We start from the raw sequence: 19,419 nt of genomic DNA on the forward strand, positions 1-19,419 counted from the left end.
CCTCCATTTCACTATTGCCCGGTCTTGGCCCGCCACTCTTGTGAGTTAGGGGTAAACAAGGCTTGTCCGTATTTCTCCTTGCCGAAATTCCCGATGATCTGTTGAGTTTCAAGAGAGGTGATCCAGTTGATGAACTTCACTGCCAGATCATAATTCACCTTGGGAAATTTCGCTGGATTGACAGCGATCACCCCGTAGGGGTTGAACAAAACCTTGTCGCCCTCGACCAGGATCGTTAGACTTATACTTTGTTTGAGCGAGAGGTAAGTTCCCCGGTCTGCAAGGGTATACGCTCCCTTTTCGTCGGCGATGCGGAGGGTTTCCGCCATGCCCTGCCCTGTTGAGATATAGGAATCGCTCGGGGGCTGAACGCCGGCCTTTTGCCAAAGTTCCTTCTCTTTCTTGTGAGTTCCAGAGTCGTCGCCCCGAGAAACAAAGAGGGCTTTTGTAGAAGCGATCTGCTTCAGGGCACTGGAAGCATCCATACCTCTAACCCCGGCAGGATCGGCGGCAGGACCTACGAGGACGAAATCGTTGTACATGACATCCTCGCGGTTCACTCCATATCCATCGGCGACGAATTGTTCCTCGGCCTTTGGCGAATGCACTAATAACACATCGGCCTCGCCTCTTTGTCCCATAGCAATGGCTTCCCCGGTCCCCACGGCGATAGTCTTGACGGTTGCATTGTATTTTTTCTCAAAAATGGGGAGGATTTCATCCAACAGCCCGGTATCGTGAGTACTAGTAGTTGTGGCCAGGATCAAAGTCTGTTTTTTCGTTTGGCATCCTAGCAACAGGCTTAAGATCAGGGCCAAAGTTACGACCACTCCCGCTTTTCTGAACTTCATCCTCGATCCTCCTTTGTGTGATTATCTAACGAAAAAAGGCACCGCCTCCACGTATATGGATGCGGTGCCTAAAGATTCCAAACACTCTCCTTTCCAAATACGGGAGGCCCAGACGTTTCCATCTGAACCCTATCGGTCATTCCTCATAGGCAAGCGCCCTTAGCGGAAATGACTCGGAGATTACGTTAAATTTGTCTTCTTTCGTTCTCGCTCGGCGAGGCCACAGGTTGTGTCTCTCGCTCTTCACTGTGGCCAAGTCTATATCTCGCTCCTACCTCCTGCTGGATCTCCGGTTACTACTATATCACAAACCGCCCCCGTTGTCAAATTTCGGCCAGGCCCCTTCATACTTGGTGCGAATTGCGGGTATAATGCTCATCGAGCAAGAGCCCAAGTGAGATGCTTCTCTATCGATTCCCAGAACCGAAGATGGCAACTTGTGCTCTCTGTGGGACGACGTCCCCGCTGATCAGTGCCAGTCTTGGGGTATGCGCGCGTTGCATCCGCACCCGATCGGAGGAGGCCTTATCTCGCCTCACCACGGTCCACGCTGCCTCCCGTCGCCAATTTGGCCTGCCCGAAACCCAGCCTCGGTCAGCAGGCGGTCGCCACTGCTCCCTCTGCGCCAACGAGTGCGCGCTGGCAGAGGGAGAACGCGGTTTCTGTGGCCTGCGAGCAAACGAAGGTGGAAGGCTCATCCACTTAGCGGGCACCCCAAAGGCGGGCATGCTCCACTGGTACCACGATCCCCTGCCCACCAATTGCGTCGCCGATTGGGTCTGCGAGGGACACACAAAACGTGGCTACACCAACCTGGCTGTGTTCTACGGCGCTTGTTCGTTTAACTGCCTCTTCTGCCAGAACTGGCACTATCGGGAGATGTCGCCGCGGAAAGAGCGACTCACCAGCGCCGAGGCACTGGCCGCAGCGGCCGATGCACGTACTTTCTGCGTCTGCTACTTTGGCGGTGACCCGACGCCACAGATGCCCCACGCTTTGGCCACTTCAAGGCTCTTGGCCAAACGCGGTGTGCGGGTATGCTGGGAAACCAACGGTACCATGCATCCCAAGATGCTGGACCAGGCGGTGCAACTTTCTCTGGAGACAGGCGGTTGCATCAAGTTTGACCTCAAAGCCCTCGATGAAAACCTGCACCGCGCCCTGACCGGCATGAGCAATCGCAGGACGCTGGAGAACCTAGCCCGCGCTGCCCAGTATATCCCCCAGCGCCCCAAGCCACCGCTGGTGGTGGTGAGCACCTTGCTTGTGCCTGGTTATGTGGACCCCGATGAGGTAAGAAAAATCGCCGCCTACATTGCCTCGCTCAATCCCGAGATCCCGTATGCCCTTCTGGGTTTCTTCCCCCACTTCTACATGCCGGACCTACCTTGCACATCCGTGCGCCATGCCGAAGAGGCACTTGAGGCTGCTCTTGAAGCCGGGCTGACCAATGTACGGGTAGGAAACCGACACCTCCTCTCGCGCGATTACTGAGCAGGGATAAAAGGGGAAATTAACGGGTCCTTTGATAGGTCGCATGCCGGGTGCGAATGAAATAGAGATCAGTGTATCAGTTGCTCGACAAAAGTAATCGAGTAGGCTCCGGCATAGGCGATGAGGGTGGCTTTGATCGTCTTGCCCATCCAGCAGAAGAGAAGAAACTTCCACAACGGAAATTCAAGCGCACCGGCGGCGAAACCCGCCAGGTCGAAGATGGGGTTGGGGATGACTGATAGCACGAAGATGGTCAGGGCACCGTAGCGCCGCATCCAATGCTCCAGGCGAGCGTATAACTGGGTATTCTCGACTATCGTCTGGCCTGCGTAGCCTGCCAGGTAGCCAGTCAGTTCACCGAGGGGTTCACCCAGACCCGCTACAAGCCCTACCAACAGCGGATTGAAGACACTGCCGGCAGCGAACACAATGGCCAGACTGGGCACGGGAAAAGCAACTGTCGCATTGCCAAGCAAAGCAATCAGCCAGACACCAAAATAGCCGTACCCTTCGAACTGAGCCAGACGGTCTCGATAGACTATGATCGCCACTGTGATGCCTGCTGCCAGGAGCAATGCTGCGAGGTGCGAGGCCCGTTGAGTCCGCTCCGACACTGGTCCCTGGCCTAAAGGGAGTGGTGCGCTTTCCAGATCAGTACTTTTATTCATCTCCGCCTATCTTGAGCGGCGCTCCGATGCGGATCACCATCGCTTTTCCTGGTGCGGCATTCTTCGTGGCGTTGGGTGCGTCCACCACCAGCGAACTATGCTTCACAATCCACTCGTAGTCATAACAACTGTGCCCTGCGATAATGGCCACACAATCCGCCCCTCTTAGCAATTCCACGGTCAGTGGCTGCGATTCGAGAACAGTGGGTTGCGGGCGAAACACATCATTGCCGACGAGAAAACGCGGGACATAAGGGTCGTTGTAAATGACCTCACATCCCCGCTCCAACAATATTTCCATCACTCGCTGGGCTGGGGAATTCCGTGCATCATCTACATCTCGCTTGAAAGCCACACCCAGGACCACTACCTTTGCTCCGTGCAGGCATTTCCCTTGGGCGCTGAGCCCCTCTTCAATGCGTTGAACGACGTGGTATGGCATAGTCTGGTTGACTTCAGCAGCCAGTTCGATGAATTTGGTGTAGAAATCGTACTCGCGTGCCTTCCAAGAAAGGTAATAGGGGTCTACAGGGATGCAGTGACCACCAACACCTGCACCAGGGTAAAAGGGCATGAAGCCGAAAGGCTTAGTGGCCGCCGCCTCGATTACTTCCCAGATGTCAATGCCCATGCGCTCGCAGAGCAGAGCCAGTTCGTTCACTAATGCGATGTTCACACTACGGAAAATGTTTTCCAACAATTTGGACATCTCTGCGGCTCGTGGGGAGGAGACAAGGTGCACAGCCGGGGTAAGATGTGAGAGTAACGCTGCAGCCAGTCGTCCGCATTCCGGCGTCAGCCCACCTACTACCTTTGGCGTGTTTTCCACAGTATGCTTTGTGTCTCCCGGATTGATGCGCTCTGGAGAAAAGGCTAAGTGAAAATCCACACCCGCCACCAACCCACTCGCACGCTCGAGGATGGGTAATACCACTTCCTCGGTCGTCCCCGGATACGTAGTGCTCTGGAGGATGATCAACTGTCCGACTCGCAGGCGTGTGGCGATGCCCTCGGCTGCCGCTTCCACAAACGATAGATCGGGGGCTTTCATACGATTGAATGGTGTGGGAACACAGATGAAAATCACATCTGCTTCCCGCAAGACATCGTAATCCGTGGTTGCCCGGAACCGGCCAGACTTCGTTATCACCTGCAGATCTTCATCTCGGATATCACCGATATAACTTCTGCTAGCAGCGAGGCTTCGCACTCGGCTCTCATCTGTGTCCAGGCCTGTTACGTCATAACCGCAGCGGGCGAAGGCCACCGCCAAGGGCAGACCCACATATCCGAGCCCGATGACAGCAATACGAGCCTGCTTGTTGTGAATTGTCTGCTCCAAATCAGATGTGTTCACTTTGTTTCGCTTGACTGCGCCGTTTCACGTGTGATTCTGAGTTGGCCACCTGGCACTCGCCACTCCAGCCATACTAAAGCCACAAGCCCCCCAACGAAGGCGATGCTGCCCAGGATGTAACCCATGACCACACTGGCCTCAGTGATGGCCATCGCCAGTACCCCACCCGCCCCGCAAGCCAGATACAACATCAGCACAGCCTCACGCCGGGTGTAGCCCAATGCCACTAAGCGGTGTGAGACATGGTCCTTGCCAGGCGTGGTCAGCGGATTCTTGCCCCGCCGTAGCCGAGAGAGTACTACCAGCGCCATATCAAAAATAGGCAAAGCCAACACAGCCACAGGAACCATCCAGGTCACGAAATCCACATTATCAGGGAAGCGTAATTTGATCCCTACTGCAGCGAGCACGAAGCCGAGGAAAAGCGCACCTGAATCGCCCATAAATATGGTGGCAGGGTTGAAGTTATAGAGGAGAAAGCCGAGTGAAGCACCCATCACTGCGGCGGCCAAACTGCCCACCAGGTATTGTCCGCTGAGCCCAGCCATAAGGACAAAGAAAGTGGAGGCAATAGTCGCTACTCCTCCAGCCAGCCCGTCCATATTGTCCAGAAAGTTGAGAGCGTTGGTGATGCCCACCACCCAGATCACGGTAACCAGAGCGTTCAGCACAGGGTGGTGCAGGAAGCCAACCTCTACGCCAGAACCGATCAGGATCAAGGCGGCGAGTATCTGCCCCACTAACTTCAGGTAGGCTGGTAGCCCCCGGCGGTCATCCCACGCGCCTAGGAGCGAGACCAGCGTCGCGCCCAGGAAAATGCCAACTACCTGAGAAATATAGAAGCGGTTGCCGAGAAGAACGAGGGCCAGCATGAAGGCCGTGTAGATGGCAACACCGCCCAGGCGGGGGATAGGTTGGCTATGTATTTTACGCTCGTTAGGCAAGTCGAGCACATCCAGGCGCAATGCCAGCCTGCGGGCCAGAGGTGTGCCACCCATGGCCAGGAGCAGCGCGCTTATGAAAATCAGCAGATAATTCATATCCTGATCCTCAAATGCGCCCCCAAAGCAGGATAAGGCCAGATCACTGCGTGGTGGGGGTAACTATTTGTCCTATCATCTGCTCCAACTGTTGTATGAAGGCCTGCATGGTGGGCTTCTCGCTCTCAGGCGAGAGCGAAAGAGCAATGCGTGCTTCCTCGAGAGCCAGTTCATATTGACCCGTTTGTTGGTACAGGATAGCCAGGTTGCGATGACTGACCAGGTCATCTGGCGCGAAATCTAGCACATTGAGGTTAGCCTGAATAGCCTCGGTGAGCATGCCTTGATCATAATAGATCTTGCCCAGAGTGCTGTGAGCTTGGATTAGATTGGGTGCCAGCGCAATAGCCTTCTGGTTCGCCTCAATCGCCTTGGTGATCGCCCCCTGTTCGTAGTAGAGCAATCCCAGGGAGGCATAGGCCTGGACTTGCTCAGGATTTATTTCCACTGCCTTCTCATAATTCTCGATGGCCTTCTCTCGATCGCCGGTAATAGAGTAGTAATTCCCTAAGAGGACGTAGGTCATGTCGAATTTCTGATCCAGACTGAGTGAGTATTCGAATTTCTCCAAAGCGTTGGGCATGTCCCCCAATACTAAGTACGTCAGGCCCCACTCATTGATGATCTGGGCGTTATGAGGACTGAGCGAAGCAGCCTTCTCATAGTAGCCGAGGGCAGTCTGGAGTTTCTCCTGCCGCTCCTCGGGCGTAGCCGCGTAATCGGCCCAAGTCCGATACAGGCGACCCAGATTGGCGAAATGATCAGTATTGAGCGGGTTCAGGTCTTTGGCTTTTTCCAGCGCGGCACGGCTTTGCTCCAACCAAGTAGCACGCTCCTCGGGTGTGGTCACCGCTATGGCTTTTTCCATCAGAGCCCGGCCCAAGAAAAGATAGTAATAATCTTGGTCCGGCGCCCAGGCAATGGCCTTGGAATAAAGGGCAATGCTGGCATCCCAACGTTGCTCCTCCTCCAGTTTGAGACCTTGCTTGTAATAGATGTCCGCCTTCACGATACTCACATTGGTAGTGAAAATCGCTAGCGCGATGCCCGCCGCAAGGATGGGGTATAGCCATAAATTGCTTTTCTGCCAGAACTGAACGGGCAGGGACTTCTGCACGGTGAGGACAATGGACAGGAAGAGCAAGGAGAGACCAAGGAAGAGATAATAGAAGACCACTGTGTTTGCAATGTCTCGGTTCGGTTTGATCAGCGATGTGTGAGTGAACAGAAAGATCAGGAACACCAAGAGCGTGATGAGAGCGTAAACGCCAAACGCCTGAAGGAGCCACGATACGCCCTGTTGGCGCTGACGATATAGAATGAGAATCGAGGCGATAGCAACCATCCCGGCCACCAGCCAGGTGAGCACGAACATCCACAGGACCCCGTAGGCGATGATATGCGGGGACCCTCTTGGAGCCAACGTGGTCAAGGAAAGGCTGATGATGCGTAGTGAATCCATCTCCCCCATCGGATTGGCAACGAACTCGAAACCAAGCGTGCAGAGCAGTACGCTCACCAAGAGCGTCCTGGTGATCAACTCCAACATAGGGTTGGGTTCTGTTGCAACCCCGTGCGTGCTGACTGGCTGGCTGACGAATGCCTCCCGCCTGGATCGCTTTTTCTTGCGCCGGCGGGAATACAGTTCCTGAGATGTTGTGGCTGGCCGGTACACGGGTTCCAGTGCAGGCTCCTCTTTCTGGAACCAACCCATTCCGATCACCACCAACAAGGCCGCAAAAATCCAGAAGTATGTGCGAGTCGCGGCGATAGCGATGCCGAAGTGAATCTCAATGAAATGGCCCACGATCGTTGCGAGCAGTGCAATGAGCAAGATCTGTCGGAACCGATCCTCCCTCTCTCGGCTTTGACCATGCGCAAAGAAAGCAACGATCATTAGGTAGGCAGCAATGCCAGAGATAAACCCCGCGGGCAGAGCCACTCCTACGAAGCGGAACTCGCGGTCTATGATCGCTGCCAACACCGTCGCTGCGGCAGCACCGCCAATGCCCAAGGCTAGGAATAAGTTGCGCTGCCTCCGGGTTTCCATAAAACCCAGCCATTTCAGGCCGTAGTAGAAGACCGCAGTGAACAGCCACATGTAGATGAGAAAACCAACAGCTCCGGTGATGACCAGCGCATCGAACGTCTCATTGTGTGAGCGATCAGGTGAGGCATTGCGGGCCTCGTAATGGGCCAGGTCAGGAGGATAGTAAGGGTTGTAGGCTACATGCATCGTTTCTGGGCCGTACCCAAAGATGGCACGGAAAGGATTTGCGGCAATGAGTTTCACTGCTCCTTCCCAGATTAGCACACGGACCTTGCCCGTGCCCTCCTCCGTCTGGAACAAATTGCCTAGGCGGCCGATATACGGCATTTCTCTGAGGCCCATAAAGGGATTGTTGGGAAGGTTGAACACGACCAGGAAACTGGCCAGGATCAATGATTGAATGCAGAAACTGAGCCATAGCCAACGCATCCCGCGCCGAAAGGCAGCCAAAACCACATAAGCAGGTATCACACCTACGGGCAGGCTGACGACAGCAAAAGCCAGGGCAGTGAGTAACTCGTGCATCGAGAGCCGGGATTGGTCCGGTGCCGTTCTCCGCAACCAGACAAGTAGCAGAAGCACAAAGAAATAGATCCCGCCAAACAACCCCAGCCACGGGCCACGGCTTTGAGTGAAAAAGGTGCAGATTAACTGCACGACAAAAATGAAGGCGTAACTACCTGTGAGAATGGCATCAGCCGCCGTTCCAGTTTCCTCATCCAACAGGGCGTTAAAGTGATCTATGAGGCGTGCTAGTGTGATCGGAATCGCCATGATAAGATATGCAGCCACAAAGATCGCATTGCCCATGTTGGAGGCCACGCGAAGCACCGTGTCGCCACTCCATGGCAGCGAGTCCAGTCGGAAATGCTGGAGGATGCCATACAGTGAAATGGGCAGGCTGGTGATGACCACTGCGTTTAGCAAGCGGTCCAATTGCGCTCTCGTGCGCAGATTCTGGAGCACGATGAAAAAGATCACGATGTACGAGAGGGTGGTATAGGTGCCCTGGAGACGCATATAGGATCCCCACAGGCTGATCCGAGGTGCGACGGAGAAGACGGTGCTGAGAAGATAGATGATGATTGTCAGAAAGGTCGGTAAAATCAGAGGAACACGGATGACGCGTTCAAACAGACTGAGTCGCTGGCTGCTTTCCCGGGGGGCCATCTTGCCATTGCCTTCGCTCTCTGGCGCTTTCTCCCCGACCAGACCCAATCCTTGTTCGGCGAATTTGATAACCCAAGCCCCGATCATTACTAAAGCGATGGAGCGCAAGATGGAGAGTTTGTCTGGCTCAAAAACGCGGCTGGAGTACACGTTGAAGTAGAGAGGCACAACAAGCAGGGCCAGCAGCCAGCCGGTTTCCATCACGCTATCACAGAACGCGCCCAACTTCGTTTTCACAGATACGCCTCTATGCTCCAGAAGTTATGTTTTGCACAGCGTTTCACTATACTGACGTCTGAACCAGCGGATCGTTTCTTCGAGACCCTCTCGCAAAGGAACTTGGGCCTGGAATCCCAGCACACGGCGCGCTTTCGATACGTCCGGCACCCGACGTCTGGGGTCCTCGAAGTTCGGCCCGTACACTTGTTCGTAGGGCAAGTAAGTGAGCCCAGATTTCGCTCCAGTAAGTTCTAAGACCAATGCTGCCAGTTCGAGGATAGTGGTCTCCACGCTGCTGCCGATATTGAAGACTTCACCCAATGCTTCTGGATGCTCCGCAGCGAGCACCGTTCCGCGGACGGTGTCATTCACAAAGGTGAAACACCGAGATTGCTGGCCATCGCCGTGAATGGTTAGAGGCTCCCCGCGCAGGGCCTGCATGATAAAGTTAGCGACAACGCTGCTATAGCCCTGTGGGTCCATACGTGGCCCATATGAGTTGAAATAGCGCACGATGGACACTGGTAGTCCCTCGGCGTAGTAGGCGAAACAAAGGTGCTCGCCCAGTGCTTTGGCTGTGGAGTAGGACCAACGCGTGATTTTCGTCGAGCCTAGTACCCGATCGCCATCTTCTTTCAGGGGCATATGCGGGCTGCGACCATATACCTCAGAAGTTGAAGCAAAGAGCACACGCCTCTTATGCAGGTGAGCCGCCTTCAGGACATTCGCTGTCCCTTCGACGTTGGTGAAGATGCCCCTAAGCGGGTTGGACAGGATATGGCGCACTCCAACGGCTGCCGCCAAGTGATACACCAGATCGCTGCTCGCAACTAAGTCTGCCACCAGTCCGGGATTACAAATGTCTCCCTCTACAAATCGGAAACGCTCCTCGTCCAGGAGATGGGTGATGTTTTCCCGCCTTCCCGTAGACAGGTCATCCACGACGACAACTTCGTGTCCTTCGGCGAATAGATGGTCCACGAGATGCGAGCCGATGTACCCTGCCCCACCGGTGACCAGCACCCTCATAAGTTCTATCTTACCGCAGATAGGAGGAAATGACAAGTGTTGCAATTGACTCCCCACTGATTCTGGTCTAAAATATCGCCAAGATTAGGATAAAGAACAGTACGCCGGACTTGGTGTACCGTTTTATTTTGCAGGAGGATTCATGAAAGAGTATCAGATCAAGCAACTTCGCAATGTTGCTATTGTGGCCCACAGTGGCACTGGCAAAACCTCACTGACAGAGGCCATGCTCTTCAACACGGGCGCTCTCACCCGCCTGGGTCGAGTAGAGGAGGGCAACACTGTTTCCGACTATGATCCGGAGGAGATCAGGCGGCATATCTCGGTCAACACCTCCGTGGTACCCTGTGAGTGGCAAGAGCACAAAATCAACGTGCTGGATACTCCCGGCTATATGGATTTCGCTGGCGAGGTGAAAGGGGCTGTGCGCGTTGCCGATGCAGGCGTGGTAGTGGTCTGCGCTGCCTCTGGCGTGGAAGTGGGCACTGAGTTGGTGTGGAGTTATCTCGATGAATATGGCCTACCACGTTTGGTCTTCATCAACAAAATGGATCGCGAGAACGCCAATTTCCAACGCACCCTGGCACAGTTGCGCGAGAAATTCGAGGCCCAGATAGTACCCCTTCAGATTCCTATCGGCAGTCAGGCAGCATTTCAGGGTTATGTGGATTTGATTAGCCAGAAAGCGTATCTGGGACCCGAAAACCAGGAGGCTGAGGTGCCGGCAGCCCTGAAAGATGAAGTGGAATCGCTGCGCGTAGTGGTGATCGAGGCTGCCGCAGAAGCCGACGATGAGTTGATCGTAAAATACTTGGATGGCGTCGAACTTGCAGAAGAAGAGATTGCCCGGGGTTTGGCTGTGGCGACCCGTACCGGTAAGATAGTCCCCGTGTTTTGTGGCTCAGCAACCCGCAACATCGGTGTCAAAGCGTTGCAGACCGCCATCATCCGCTACCTGCCTTCGCCTGATGAACACAAGGCCACAGCAACCCATCTGGTCACCAATACTGAGGAGTTGTTGGTGCCGGTCTCCTCGGAGCCACTCGCCGCCCTGGTTTTCAAAACTATGGCCGACCCCTATGTGGGCAAACTCACCTATTTCCGGGTCTATTCCGGCATGGTAGCATCTGACTCGCGTGTGTTCAACTCCACCAAGAGAGAAGAAGAACGCATTGGCCAGGTCTATTTCCTGCGCGGCAAGGAGCAGATCCCGACTAAATCAGTGATCGCCGGTGATATTGGCGCGGTGGCCAAACTTCAAGTCACGAGCACTGCAGATACCCTCTGCGACAAGAGCCACCCGCTGGTGCTACCAGGCATCACATTCCCGCATCCGGTCTACTCCACAGCCATCAGCCCAAAGACCAAAGCAGATTTGGATAAGATGGGTAGTGCATTAGCGCGATTGGTCGAGGAGGATCCCACCCTGAAGGTCGAACGCGAGCCTGACACTGGCGAGACAGTGCTTTCTGGCATGGGCGAGTCGCATGTGGACATTGCCATACGTCGCTTGCAGCAGAAATTCGGCGTCGAGGTGGTTTCTTCCTTGCCTAAGGTCCCTTATAAGGAAACCATCACGAAAGTGGCCTCGGCACAGGGCCGGCATAAGAAACAGACGGGCGGTCGTGGTCAGTTTGGCGATGTATACATACGTTTCGAACCCCTGGAGCGAGGAGCGGGTTTTGAGTTCGCGGACGAAGTGGTTGGTGGCGCCGTGCCCAAGAACTTTATTCCCGCCGTGGAAAAAGGAATACGCGAGATCATGACTCAGGGAGTACTGGCCGGGTTCCCCACCGTAGATTTTCGGGCGGTGCTGTATGATGGCTCGTATCACCCGGTCGATTCTTCCGAAATCGCTTTCAAACTCGCCGCCCACCTGGCTTTTCGGAAGGGCATTCCAGAAGCAGGGCCGGTGCTTCTGGAGCCGATCATGAATGTGACCATTACTGTGCCAGAGCAGTTTATGGGCGATGTGTTAGGCGATCTGAACACGAAACGAGCACGGGTGTTGGGCATGGAGCAAAAGAGGGGCAATAGTATCATCAGTGCTCAGGCACCCCTGGCAGAAATGCAGCGTTATGCTACTGATCTGCGCTCGATGACCCAAGGACGAGGTCTATTCAGCATGACCTTCTCACACTATGAGCAGGTACCTTCCCATATTGCAGAAAAGATCATTGAGCAACACAGGAAAGCAAAAGAGGAGGAAAAATCATAATCCCCTCGCGTGTAAGCCCAAGTGATTCCAGTGGTATAGTAAGAGAGAAACGTTGAGCGGCCTGTTCCGACAGGCCGCCTTTGTCCTGTGCTAAGGAAAATGCCAATCCCTTCGGCACGTAGACATTGTAAGCGGAGCCTGGTGACAGAGCAGAGAAGCCCCATTGAAATAGAACAACTGGATATTCGAAGCATCTCGGGGTTCTCCATTCCCGAGGTTTACCTGAGACTGGGGACGGACAAGACGGGACTGACTTCTGAGCAAGTAGCCGAGCGCCGAGCGATTTTTGGCCCCAATGTCATCCCCGAAGTCAAAGGCCCGCCCCTCTGGCGCAAACTGGCCAGCCATCTTGTACAACTGATGGCCCTACTTTTATGGGCAGGCTCTATCATGGCCTTCGTCGCAGGCATGCCAGAACTAGGAGCGGCGATCATCGCTGTCATTCTCATCAATGCTGCTTTCTCTTTCTGGCAGGAGTACAAGGCAGAGCGCGCTACCCAGGCCCTCCGACGATTGCTGCCCGCCCACGTGCGTGTCATACGCGGTGGCCACGAGAGCAGCATTCTCGCCCAAGATCTTGTGCCCGGGGATGTGATGCTCCTGGCCGAAGGTGACAACATCCCTGCCGATGGACGATTGGTGGCAGAGTTTGAATTACGTACCAATAATGCCACTCTGACTGGGGAATCGCTGCCTGTGCGGAAGACCGCCGAGGCAGTGTTCAGAAAAGATCTGGCGGTAACCGAACTGCCAAACATCGTTTTCGCTGGTACCAGCGTCGCCAGTGGCAACGGGACTGCGGTTGTGATTGCCACGGGCATGCATTCCCAGTTCGGGCGCATTGCCGATCTCACCCAGAGCGTAGAAGAGGAACCCAGCCCCTTACAAAAAGAGTTGAGACGAGTCACTACGATCATCACCTTACTGGCCGTAGGGCTGGGAGCGCTATTCTTCGCCTTAAGTGTGGCAGTCCTTAGACTCAATACGCTCGATAGTTTCCTCTTCGCTATTGGCATCATCGTCGCAAACGTGCCCGAAGGACTATTGCCAACGGTCACATTATCTCTGGCGCTGAGTGTGCAGCGCATGGCCGAGCGCCACGCCCTCATCAAGAGGCTCTCCAGCGTGGAGACGCTTGGCTGTACGACAGTCATCTGTACAGACAAGACGGGCACGCTTACCCAGAACGAGATGACGGTGCGCGAGATTTGGTTGCCAGAGGGGCAGGTGGTTGTAACAGGCACCGGTTATGAGCCCGTCGGTGAATTCATCTTTGATGGCAGTTCAGATAGCTCGGTGGCCGGTCCATCGCTACAAGGTCTTTTGCGCGCGGCAGTGCTTTGCAGCAATGCCCGACTCTTGCCGCCAGGCAGTGAGAACTTGGGATGGCGAGTCTTGGGTGATCCCACCGAAGCCGCCCTCCTGGTCGCAGCAACTAAAGCTGGCCTCAGCATCGACGAGATCCGACAGAAGCAGCCACGAGTCTACGAACTGCCCTTTGACAGTCGCCGCAAACGCATGAGTGTAGTATGCAGAGTGGAAAGCGCATCGCGGGTTGGTTCATCTTCTGGGCTGGCTGCATACGTCAAGGGGGCGCCCAAAGAAATATTGGACCTTTGCACCCACGTGTGGATCCGTGGGCAGAGACAACCCCTGAGCAATGATATCCACCAAGCAGCCCTAGTCGCTAATGACCTCCTTGCTCAAAAAGGCCTGCGTGTTCTGGCTGTAGCCGAGAGGATCCTGGATGGCCGCCCCCTCGAGGGGTATTCTGTCGAGAACGTGGAGCGTGATCTCACCCTGTTGGGTCTAGTGGCAATGATGGACCCACCTCGGCCTGAGGTAGCCGAGGCGGTACAGCGTTGCTTTCGCGCCGGCATCCGTGTGCTGATGATCACCGGCGACTATGGCCTCACCGCTGAATCCATCGCCCGGCGCGTCGGCATCGTGCGGAGTGCCCATCCTCGCATCATCACTGGTGCGGAATTAGATGCGTTGTCAGAGCGTGAGTTGCAAACGGCGATACGCGAAGAAACAATCTTTGCCCGTGTGGCTCCAGAACACAAGATGCGCATTGTCTCCGCACTAAAAGAGTCGGGCGAGATTGTGGCAGTCACAGGCGACGGTGTGAATGATGCCCCAGCCTTAAAAAGGGCCGACATAGGCGTAGCAATGGGCATTGCAGGCACAGATGTGGCCAAAGAAGCAGCTGATATGATTCTCACAGACGATAACTTCGCCAGTATTGTGAACGCTATCGAAGAGGGCCGTGCGGTCTATGCCAACATCCGCAAATTCACCACCTACATCCTAGCCAGCAATATCCCTGAACTTGTCCCTTTCTTAGCGATGGTTATTTTTCGCATTCCCCTCGCACTGACGGTAATGCAGATACTCTCCGTTGACCTCGGTACCGATGTAGTACCAGCCCTTGGACTCAGCACCGAGTTGCCCGAGCCCGGCATTATGGATCGTCCACCGCGCTCCATGAAAGAACATTTGTTAAACCCATCCCTTCTCATGCGTGCTTACGGGTTCCTGGGGATCATTGAGGCGCTCGCCAGTATGGCTGCTTTCTATTTCGTGCTCCATCGCGGTGGAGGATGGACCTGGAGGACACTGCCCCAGTTGAACGCACTGATTACCCAGGCCAGGGCTGTCCTGGCACAAGGCGGGACGCTGACGGGGCAGATGGCGCAGGATTATCGCCTCTACCTGACGGCAACAACGGCATGTCTGGCCGGCATCATCGCCACACAGGTAGCGAACGTCTTTGCTTGCCGGACGGAGAGGGAAAGCGTATTTCGCATCGGGCTGTTCACCAATCGCTTGGTGCTGATAGGAATTGTAGTTGAACTCGCGTTGATAATTGCTATCGTCTATTTACCGCCACTGCAGGTCGTTTTCGGTACAGCACCGCTGAATGCAGCAACCTGGCTGTTCATATTCGCCTGGACTCCGGTACTTTTCACTGCTGAGGAGATTAGGAAGTGGATTTTCCGTCGTATTAAGTTTGCTCGGGCAAAGTCATGAAATGGGTTTGGTTTCCACTTGCTGTTCGTCTACGGTCATGGAGAGGATGACCAGGAGACAAGCGTGAGGTGAGAATGTCATGAAAGTGATCATCATTGGCTGTGGTCGGGTGGGGTCAACACTGGCCCGCGCTTTAGACGCCGAGGGACACGATGTGGTTGTGCTGGAGGAAGACTCTGCCGCGTTCCAACGGCTTGGCCCGAAGTTCCGTGGGCGCACGGTCGTAGGAGTAGTCTTCGACCGCGATGTACTGCTAAACGCCGGTATCGAAAATGCCGATGCAGTAGCCGCGGTCACTGCCTCCGATAACGCGAACGCGGTAGTAGCCCGGATCGCACAACAGATCTATCACGTTCCGAAGGTAGTGGCACGTCTATCTGATCCGCGCCGGGCTGAACTTTTCCGGCGTCTGGGATTGCCAACCATCTCGCCAACCACCTGGGGCGTGGAACGCATCGCTCAGATTCTCTGCTATCCCCACTTCGATCCGGTGTTATCATTCGGCAGTGGGGAGGTCAATGTGATCGACGTGGAGGCCACGCCCGCGCTTGTGGGCCGCACAGTTAACAATATTACTGCGCCAGGAGAGACTTGCGTTGTGGCCATCACGCGAGGTGGTGCAGCGTTTATCCCCACGCTTGGGACTGTGTTTCAGAAGGGGGACTTAATTCACCTTGCTGTTCTGAGTTCTGCCAAGGAACGGCTGTCTGGCCTCTTGGGGCTAAAGTGAGGGCAGTGACTATGCGCGTTATTATTGTAGGTGGTGGAAAGACTGGCTCATACTTGGCCAACTTGCTACTGGAAGGGCACCACGATGTCACCGTCATAGAGCACCGAACCGACGTTCTAGCCAAGTTGCAGCGGGAGTTATCAGCGAAATGCGTTGTGGCCGGAGACGGGACCGAACCAGCGGTGTTGGAAGAGGCTGGGATCGCGGGCGCTGATGTGTTAGCGGCAGTGACCGGTGATGATGAGACCAACCTGGTGGCAACAAACCTGGCCCGTTTCGAGTTCGAAGTCCCACGGGTTATCGCCCGGGTGAACAACCCGCGCAATGCCTGGCTTTTCACGCCGGCGATGGGTGTAGATGTAGCAGTCAACCAGGCTGACTTAATGGCCCGGCTGATCGCAGAAGAGATGTCACTGGGCGACATGATGATGTTAATGAAACTCCGGCGCGGGAAAGTGGCCATCGTAGAGGAGAAAATAGACGCAGGGGCCCCAGCCGACGGTCACGTGCTGAGTGATCTCAGCATTCCATCAGGCAGTAATATCATGGCAGTGATTCGCAAAGATGAGGTTATTGTGCCCGATGGGTCCACACGGCTGCAGGCTGGCGATGAAATCATCGCCATAGTACGCTCAGATATGGCTCCGATGTTGGCGAGACTCTTTGGGAATCCTTCAGCCAGTTGAGGAAGCGGAGACTTCGTGAAAAGCCATCTCCTGTTCCCTTGATTGGGGAACAACAAAATAGTCTATGCCGACGCTAAGGTGGCGAGCCAATGCTTCCAGGTCAGCCAAAGGGATATCTTTTTCGCCATACTCATACTGAGACAACCGACGAGTTGAGATCCCTACAGCAGCGGCACATTCTTTCTGTGAGATATTCGCCTCCAGGCGTGCTTGTTTCAGCAGCGCACCGATGATTTTACGGCGCAATTCCATCGCCTTTTCAGAAGGAACTTTAGAGGGCGTCACTGTCGCCGTTTCATCAAAGAAGTACATCAGAGGGACATTACACAGGATAGCCACCACTTCCAATTCCGGCAACGAAATCTCTTTCTCACCCAATTCATACTGAGATATGCGTCGTGCCGTAACCCCCAATGCTTTAGCCACATCCTTCTGGCTTTTGCCAGCGTTCTCGCGAGCGCTGCGAATCAACAAACCGACGATCTTGGAACGGATCTGGCGGGCTTTTTCGCTCACTTCTCTGCCTCCGGGATAACCTCTGGCCTGACAAATTACATTTTATCAAGAATGGCTCAAACAGGCAACTTGTGCTGGACAACCTTGTTAATTTCCACTATACTCCTTGCCCAAGAAAGGCGCGCAAATGATCAAAGCAGACCTGCACGTCCACACCAGCGCTTCGCGAGACTCTATGCTCTCACCCGAGGAGTTGATTGCTTTGTGTTTGCGGCGGGGCATTGGCGCGTTGGCTGTTACCGACCATAATCATATCGCTGGGGCGCTACGCCTGCGTGAGATAGCGCCCTTCCCAGTAATTGTTGGCGAAGAAATCCAGACTACCTGCGGTGAGATAATGGGGCTGTTTTTAGAGGAAACAGTCCCCAAGAACTTGTCTCCAGAAGAGACTGTGATCCGCATCAAGGAACAGGGCGGGTTGGTTATAATACCACATCCATTTGACCGAGTACGTCGCTCTGTATTACGCCGAGATGCATTATATGCTATTCTGGATCAGGTAGACGGTATTGAGGTTTTCAATGCACGCGTGACTCTGCCTAATGATAACATCCGCGCACGGGCTTTAGCTGAGGAGCGTGGCCTTTTGCAGACTGCTGGTAGCGATGGACATATCGCCTGTGAGATAGGCAACGCCTGGGTTGAGATGCCAGAGTTCGAAGACAAAGAAGGTTTCCTTCATGCACTGGCTCAGGGGCGGGTGCATGGTTCGCTGACGAATCCTTTTATCCACGTCATAGGTACGTGGGTCAAGTGGCACAAGCGCCTTAAAGGAAAGCAATCTGTACTATGAATATCGCGACCTCATTATTGGGCCTCTTCGTCTCGCTGCTTGCGGCTGTTTTCCCCACTCTTATCTACGCTGGCATCGTGCATTGGTTCGATCGTTACGAAAAGGAACCGTTCCGGCTGATAGTTTTGGCTTTCTTGTGGGGAGCCATCCCCGCAACGGCGCTATCACTGGTGGTCGAGATCCTATTGGATGCACCCTTAGCGGCCCTGGGTACAACATCGGCAGAGTTCGTTTCTTCCACCGCTGTGGCCCCATTTGTGGAAGAGGCCATCAAGGGGTTGGCGTTGCTCGGGCTTTTCCTTTTCCGCCGATGTGAGTTCGACAATGTTTTGGATGGCATCATATACGGCGCGTTGGTGGGTCTTGGCTTTGCTATGGCCGAGAATTTCATCTACTTCACCAGCGCTTTCCATGAAGGCGGTTACAGTCAACTCACGTTTGTGATTCTGATGCGCTCGTTCGTTTTCGGGCTTAACCACGCGCTGTACACTTCGGTGACTGGTGCAGGACTGGGGTATGTGCGCATAGCCCGATCGCGTTGGAGGCGTTGGGGAATACCTCTGATGGCCTTTGGTGCGAGCGTTGGCCTGCATATCTTCCATAACTTCTTCGCTACGTTGGCAGAGCAGCACTTAATTGGTTTACTAATCGGTTTTGCGGGTGATTGGGCTGCAATCCTCGTGGTGTTCTTTGTCATTGCCTTAGCCTGGCGCGAAGAGAAGAAATGGATTGCAGAAGAACTTAGATCCGAGGTAGAACTCGGAACACTCTCAGCCGAGGAGTACGCAATGACCATCTCCTATCGAAACCGGCTGCGAGCCCAACTGGGCGCATTGCTGAGTAATAGTCTGCGCCACGCTCGCGCACTAAGCCGACTGTCACAGTTGGCTACCGAACTCGCCTTCAAGAAGCACCAGGTCTGGATTCACGGGCCCAGTAGTCCGGAATCGAGACTGATAGAAGAACTGCGCGTTCGCATCAAGGAGCACAGGAGAAACGCAACCGTTTGAAAAGTGCATTCGAGGAAGGAGTGAGCAATCTATGCGTATCGCGGTCTTAAGTGACATCCATGACCACATTTGGAACCTGGAGAAAGTCTTAGCCCGAGAGGACGTCCAAGAGGCCGGCGCTCTGATCTTTTGTGGTGATTTCTGCGCCCCCTTCACTCTCAAGCAAATGGCCGATGGTTTCGTCGGCCCGGTGCATGCGATCTTCGGCAACAACGACGGCGACAAATTCCTGCTCAGCAAGATCGCCCAGGGGACAAAGAATATCACTTTATACGACGAGATGGGCGAAGTTGAATTCGAGGGAGTGCGCCTCGCCTTCGTGCATTACACCAAACTAGGAAGATATCTAGCCGCCTCTGGTCATTTTGCAGCCGTCTTCAGTGGCCACACCCATGAGGCGGGGCAAGAGACCATTGGCAAAACGTTGTGGGCGAATCCTGGCGAGATAATGGGTCGGTTCGGGACTCCTTCGTACGGCATTTATGATACCGAAACGGGGGTTTTCACGCACCGATTGCTGTAGGGAAGGTTATCCTACCCCTGCACACGGATATC

15 protein-coding genes and 1 riboswitch are annotated in these 19,419 nt (G+C 54.6%); of the genes, 8 read left to right on the top strand and 7 right to left on the bottom strand.

The window, feature by feature from the left end:
• Positions 1-11 precede the first annotated feature (11 nt).
• Positions 12-851 (bottom strand): substrate-binding domain-containing protein, encoded by an 840-nt coding sequence (locus tag H5T64_06130; GenBank protein ID MBC7263925.1) that lies wholly within the window; start codon positions 849-851, stop codon positions 12-14.
• 70 nt (positions 852-921) lie between these two features.
• A riboswitch (molybdenum cofactor riboswitch) is annotated at positions 922-1,042 on the bottom strand.
• A 238-nt stretch (positions 1,043-1,280) separates the two neighbouring features.
• On the opposite strand from H5T64_06130, the gene H5T64_06135 reads away from it, so the two are divergent.
• Positions 1,281-2,345, top strand: coding sequence for a radical SAM protein (locus H5T64_06135; GenBank protein MBC7263926.1), 1,065 nt, complete (start codon positions 1,281-1,283; stop codon positions 2,343-2,345).
• Positions 2,346-2,413: 68 nt separating this feature from the next.
• On the opposite strand, the gene H5T64_06140 is transcribed toward H5T64_06135, so the two are convergent.
• Genes H5T64_06140 through H5T64_06160 form a run of 5 tightly spaced genes read right to left on the bottom strand, consistent with a single transcriptional unit; the run spans position 2,414 to position 9,878 of the window.
• On the bottom strand, positions 2,414-3,013 hold the full coding sequence (locus H5T64_06140; GenBank protein ID MBC7263927.1) for a VTT domain-containing protein: 600 nt from the start codon (positions 3,011-3,013) through the stop codon (positions 2,414-2,416).
• Complete coding sequence (locus H5T64_06145) at positions 3,006-4,370, bottom strand: nucleotide sugar dehydrogenase (GenBank protein MBC7263928.1); 1,365 nt, start codon at positions 4,368-4,370, stop codon at positions 3,006-3,008. Before H5T64_06145 ends, H5T64_06140 begins: the two co-directional genes overlap by 8 nt.
• Complete coding sequence (locus H5T64_06150) at positions 4,367-5,410, bottom strand: undecaprenyl/decaprenyl-phosphate alpha-N-acetylglucosaminyl 1-phosphate transferase (protein ID MBC7263929.1); 1,044 nt, start codon at positions 5,408-5,410, stop codon at positions 4,367-4,369. Before H5T64_06150 ends, H5T64_06145 begins: the two co-directional genes overlap by 4 nt.
• Positions 5,411-5,453: 43 nt before the next feature.
• Positions 5,454-8,867 (bottom strand): tetratricopeptide repeat protein, encoded by a 3,414-nt coding sequence (locus H5T64_06155; GenBank protein ID MBC7263930.1) that lies wholly within the window; start codon positions 8,865-8,867, stop codon positions 5,454-5,456.
• 24 nt (positions 8,868-8,891) lie between these two features.
• Positions 8,892-9,878: a GDP-mannose 4,6-dehydratase gene (locus H5T64_06160; protein MBC7263931.1), complete on the bottom strand. Its 987-nt coding sequence runs from the start codon at positions 9,876-9,878 to the stop codon at positions 8,892-8,894.
• Between the two features lie 142 nt (positions 9,879-10,020).
• Between H5T64_06160 and fusA the strand changes: the two genes are divergently transcribed.
• The 4 genes from fusA to H5T64_06180 all read left to right on the top strand — a co-directional run bounded on the left by fusA (position 10,021) and on the right by H5T64_06180 (position 16,545).
• On the top strand, positions 10,021-12,096 hold the full coding sequence (gene fusA / locus H5T64_06165; protein MBC7263932.1) for an elongation factor G: 2,076 nt from the start codon (positions 10,021-10,023) through the stop codon (positions 12,094-12,096).
• A 99-nt stretch (positions 12,097-12,195) separates the two neighbouring features.
• Positions 12,196-15,129 carry a cation-transporting P-type ATPase gene (locus H5T64_06170; GenBank protein MBC7263933.1) on the top strand — a complete coding sequence of 978 codons (2,934 nt, stop codon included), beginning with the start codon at positions 12,196-12,198 and terminating at the stop codon, positions 15,127-15,129.
• 79 nt (positions 15,130-15,208) lie between these two features.
• Positions 15,209-15,859, top strand: a complete 651-nt coding sequence (locus tag H5T64_06175) for an NAD-binding protein (protein ID MBC7263934.1) — start codon at positions 15,209-15,211, stop codon at positions 15,857-15,859.
• A gap of 11 nt (positions 15,860-15,870) precedes the next feature.
• Positions 15,871-16,545, top strand: a complete 675-nt coding sequence (locus tag H5T64_06180) for a TrkA family potassium uptake protein (protein MBC7263935.1) — start codon at positions 15,871-15,873, stop codon at positions 16,543-16,545.
• Here H5T64_06180 and H5T64_06185 read toward each other — a convergent pair.
• Positions 16,534-17,061, bottom strand: coding sequence for a helix-turn-helix transcriptional regulator (locus H5T64_06185; protein ID MBC7263936.1), 528 nt, complete (start codon positions 17,059-17,061; stop codon positions 16,534-16,536). The two genes, H5T64_06180 and H5T64_06185, sit on opposite strands and share 12 nt — an antisense overlap.
• Positions 17,062-17,188: 127 nt before the next feature.
• On the opposite strand from H5T64_06185, the gene H5T64_06190 reads away from it, so the two are divergent.
• Genes H5T64_06190 through H5T64_06200 form a run of 3 tightly spaced genes read left to right on the top strand, consistent with a single transcriptional unit; the run spans position 17,189 to position 19,387 of the window.
• Complete coding sequence (locus H5T64_06190; protein ID MBC7263937.1) at positions 17,189-17,854, top strand: PHP domain-containing protein; 666 nt, start codon at positions 17,189-17,191, stop codon at positions 17,852-17,854.
• Complete coding sequence (locus tag H5T64_06195) at positions 17,851-18,864, top strand: PrsW family intramembrane metalloprotease (GenBank protein MBC7263938.1); 1,014 nt, start codon at positions 17,851-17,853, stop codon at positions 18,862-18,864. The genes H5T64_06190 and H5T64_06195 overlap by 4 nt, the downstream gene beginning before the upstream one ends.
• A gap of 31 nt (positions 18,865-18,895) precedes the next feature.
• Positions 18,896-19,387 carry a metallophosphoesterase family protein gene (locus H5T64_06200; GenBank protein MBC7263939.1) on the top strand — a complete coding sequence of 164 codons (492 nt, stop codon included), beginning with the start codon at positions 18,896-18,898 and terminating at the stop codon, positions 19,385-19,387.
• Positions 19,388-19,419: the final 32 nt, after the last annotated feature.

The sequence above is a fragment of the Chloroflexota bacterium genome (assembly GCA_014360825.1).
Lineage (GTDB): Bacteria > Chloroflexota > Anaerolineae > UBA2200 > JACIWT01 > JACIWT01.

Bases quoted from the DNA above. Each gene is read 5' to 3' on its own strand.
- H5T64_06130 (MBC7263925.1), bottom strand. From the start codon at position 851: ATGAAGTTCAGAAAAGCGGGAGTGGTCGTAACTTTGGCCCTGATCTTA.
- H5T64_06135 (MBC7263926.1), top strand. From the start codon at position 1,281: ATGGCAACTTGTGCTCTCTGTGGGACGACGTCCCCGCTGATCAGTGCC.
- H5T64_06140 (MBC7263927.1), bottom strand. From the start codon at position 3,013: ATGAATAAAAGTACTGATCTGGAAAGCGCACCACTCCCTTTAGGCCAG.
- H5T64_06150 (MBC7263929.1), bottom strand. From the start codon at position 5,410: ATGAATTATCTGCTGATTTTCATAAGCGCGCTGCTCCTGGCCATGGGT.
- H5T64_06160 (MBC7263931.1), bottom strand. From the start codon at position 9,878: ATGAGGGTGCTGGTCACCGGTGGGGCAGGGTACATCGGCTCGCATCTC.
- fusA (MBC7263932.1), top strand. From the start codon at position 10,021: ATGAAAGAGTATCAGATCAAGCAACTTCGCAATGTTGCTATTGTGGCC.
- H5T64_06170 (MBC7263933.1), top strand. From the start codon at position 12,196: ATGCCAATCCCTTCGGCACGTAGACATTGTAAGCGGAGCCTGGTGACA.
- H5T64_06175 (MBC7263934.1), top strand. From the start codon at position 15,209: ATGAAAGTGATCATCATTGGCTGTGGTCGGGTGGGGTCAACACTGGCC.
- H5T64_06180 (MBC7263935.1), top strand. From the start codon at position 15,871: ATGCGCGTTATTATTGTAGGTGGTGGAAAGACTGGCTCATACTTGGCC.
- H5T64_06190 (MBC7263937.1), top strand. From the start codon at position 17,189: ATGATCAAAGCAGACCTGCACGTCCACACCAGCGCTTCGCGAGACTCT.
- H5T64_06195 (MBC7263938.1), top strand. From the start codon at position 17,851: ATGAATATCGCGACCTCATTATTGGGCCTCTTCGTCTCGCTGCTTGCG.
- H5T64_06200 (MBC7263939.1), top strand. From the start codon at position 18,896: ATGCGTATCGCGGTCTTAAGTGACATCCATGACCACATTTGGAACCTG.